Source organism: Burkholderia sp. JPY481 (assembly GCF_038900515.1).
Taxonomy (GTDB): domain Bacteria; phylum Pseudomonadota; class Gammaproteobacteria; order Burkholderiales; family Burkholderiaceae; genus Paraburkholderia; species Paraburkholderia youngii.
The window spans coordinates 1-2,528 of record NZ_JAYMRT010000084.1; the positions used below are offsets into that span (position 1 = coordinate 1).

At 64.6% G+C, this 2,528-nt stretch carries 2 protein-coding genes; both read right to left on the reverse strand.

The genetic code is table 11. From position 1 onward, the window contains the following. Positions 1-340 precede the first annotated feature (340 nt). Complete coding sequence (locus tag VSR82_RS39655; RefSeq protein ID WP_429455915.1) at positions 341-1,510, reverse strand: IS91 family transposase; 1,170 nt, start codon at positions 1,508-1,510, stop codon at positions 341-343. Between the two features lie 16 nt (positions 1,511-1,526). Continuing rightward, entirely contained in the window at positions 1,527-2,405 is an 879-nt protein-coding gene (locus tag VSR82_RS39660) for a tyrosine-type recombinase/integrase (protein ID WP_429455595.1), read from the reverse strand. Positions 2,406-2,528 lie beyond the last annotated feature (123 nt).

Here is a 2,528-nt window from a genome sequence, read left to right on the forward strand (position 1 = left end):
CGTTAAGCGTTGTTCGACGCCTGCCCATGTCTGCTGCCGCGTGAGTAAGCGACGGCGTATGCGGGCAGGCGTTGGACAACGCTCGAGGGAGGAAACCGCGGGGTGTACCGAGGCGGTTATGGGGATTGAAGTGATCGCGTGGCCCGGCTGATCACGCGTTGATCGGACGAAGCCGAGGCTGGCCTGATGCCGATGAAGTTGCGATGCCGTCGCACAGCGCATTGGTCGCGACTGCCGACAGGCGGCAACTTCTGCCTGGCGAGATGCACACAAACGTCTCCTGCTGGCGCTCGTTGCCGAGGAGCCGACAGTCGGACTGAAGATACCTGGTCATTCTGGTTCACGCATCACCTCTGCAACCAGGTGGCGCGCGAATCGGGTGGCTACGCGGCAGGATATCGACGATGACCATCGGTGCGCCGCAATGCCGGCAGACAAATGTCGGTGCCGTTGTCTGGGCTGACGCGTCTTTACTGGCGGCAATGGTTGCCGGAGCGTGCAACAGCGCGCGTATCGTCGCCAGGTTCTGCCGGCGCACCGGGTTGGCGAGCAGACCGTAATGGCGGATGCGGTGGAAGCCCCCGGGCAGCACATGCAGCAGGAAGCGTCGCATGAATTCCTGGGGCGCAAGCGTCATCGTCTTGTGGCGTGTGCGGCCGCTGGCCCGATAGTCCTTCCAGCGGAAGGTCACGCCGCGCTCGTCGAACGTGACGAGGCGCTGGTTGGAGATGGCCACGCGATGCGTATAGCGCGACAGATACGCGAGTACTGCCTCAGGACCAGCGAACGGGCGCTTCGCATACACCACCCATTCGCAGGCGCGCAGTGGCGCAAGCCACCGGGTAAAGACCGCGGGATCGGCAAGTGCAGCGTACTCGCCAAAGAAGCGTAGCTGGCCCCGGCGACAGGCATGGGTGAGTTCTTCCAGGAAGCGCCGCCGGAACAGCCTCGAGAGCACACGTACTGGCAGGAAGAAGCCGGGCCGGCATGCGACCCACCGTTCACCGTCAGGCGCGAGGCCTCCTCCGGGAACGATGCCATGTACGTGAGGATGGTGCGTCAGCGCCGAACCCCACGTATGCAGCACCAGCGTGGCGCCAATCCGCGCGCCCAGATGCTTCGGATCGGCGGCGATGGTACGCAGGGTTTCGGCGGCAACGTCGAACAGCAGCCCGTAGATGATCGACTTGTTGTACCAGGCGATCGCGCTGATCGCCGCAGGCAGCGTGAAGACCACGTGGTAATACCCGACCGGTAGCAGATCGGCCTGACGTGCCTCGAGCCACCGGTGCGCGGCGCTCCCTTGGCACTTCGGACAATGGCGGTTACGGCAGGAGTTGTAGGCCACCTCGATCTGTTCGCAGCCACAACAGCGCAACACGTGCCCACCCAGCGCCGCGCTGCGGCACTGTTCGATCGCCGACATGACCTTCAGCTGTCCCAGGCTCAGCTGTACGGTCTGTCGCCACGCGGGCCCATGCGCGCGGAAGACGTCCGCGACTTCGGGCACGGCAGTGCGCCGTGTTTCAGCTGTTGTTGTGCAGCTTCTCCAGCGGACTGATCACTTCGCGCAGCAGGTCCGTCGCGACCTGGGCATAGAGCGCGGTCGTCTCCAGCTTCTTGTGGCCCAGCAGGACCTGGATGACACGGATATCAACCTTCTGCTCCAGCAGGTGGGTCGCAAAGCTGTGTCGCAATGTGTGCATCGAGACACGTTTGTTGATGTCTGCAGCGACGGCGGCGGCGTGGATGGCGCGGTTGAGCTGCCGTGTGCTGAGCGGATCGACCGGGTCGAGGCCTGGAAACAGCCAGCCGCCCTCCAGCATCCGGCCCTGCGCGTGCGCCACGCGCCACCAGACACGCAGGCGTTCAAGCAGTACCGGCGAGAGCATGGCGTAACGGTCCTTGCGGCCCTTGCCCTGCTCGATGCGCAGCGTCATGCGCTGGCCGTCCACGTCGCCGACCTTCAGCGCCACCACTTCACTGGCACGCAGGCCGGCGCCGTAGGCGACTGACAGTGCGGTCTGGTGCTTCAGGTTGCCGGTCGCAGCGATCAGGCGTCCCACTTCGTCCGGACTGAGCACGACCGGGAGCGTGCGGGGCACGCGCACCGGCTGCATCCGGGCCATCCGTTCGGGTTCGTGAAGCGTGATCTCGAAGAAGAACTTCAGTCCGGTGATCGCCGCATTGAGCGACACGGGCGACGTGCCGTGGTCGACCAGATGCAGCTGGTAACGCCGTAGATCCTCGACGGTGGCGGTGTCGGGCGGGCGCCCCAGAAACCGGGTGAACTCGCGTACGATGCGCAGATAACCGGCCTGCGTCTTCGGCGCCAGATGGCGCATACGCATGTCGTCGATCATGCGCTGGCGCAGTGGGCTGACAGTCTGGAGGGTATCAGTCATGACTCTGCTCCCGTTGAACGGCGAGGCGAATTACCTCGCCCATCAACATGAGAACAGAGTCGGTTTCCTCTCCATTGCTACTACCGCCGGCCGCAGCCCCTTACCGCGCGAGCGGTTTAGTCC